The organism is Halorubrum sp. SP9, assembly GCF_005435015.1.
GTDB classification, from domain to species: domain Archaea; phylum Halobacteriota; class Halobacteria; order Halobacteriales; family Haloferacaceae; genus Halorubrum; species Halorubrum sodomense.
In genome coordinates this window covers 1-332 of record NZ_SGXU01000533.1, presented here as the reverse complement: position 1 = coordinate 332, position 332 = coordinate 1, and the positions used below count along the sequence as shown (strand labels likewise).

At 63.9% G+C, this 332-nt stretch carries 1 protein-coding gene; it reads right to left on the bottom strand.

What is annotated here, in order from left to right; all coding sequences use genetic code 11:
- On the bottom strand, positions 1-332 hold a 332-nt coding region (locus tag EXE45_RS18485; protein ID WP_241989546.1), incomplete at both ends, for an NAD(P)H-hydrate epimerase.

Here is a 332-nt window from a genome sequence, read left to right as displayed (position 1 = left end):
TGTCCGTATCGCAGTCGGGCGATTCAATCGTTACGTCCATCGCTTCCAGTATTCGCAGTTGTTCCGCGGTGACGCCGCTGACTTCGCTCGGTGCGCGGTCGAGAACGATTCGGACCGGAACATCCCTATTCGCGAGGTGTCGGGCACAGGCGAGGCCGCCGCCGCCGTTACCCCCGTTACCGGCGAGTACCGAGATAGGAACGTCGCTCCGGCCGTTCGATCGGACACGGAGAACGGCCTCTGCGAGCCCGCGACCGGCGTGTTCCATCATCCGCCGGAGATCGAGGCCGATCTCTTCGACGACAACGCGGTCGATGTCCCGCATCTCATCG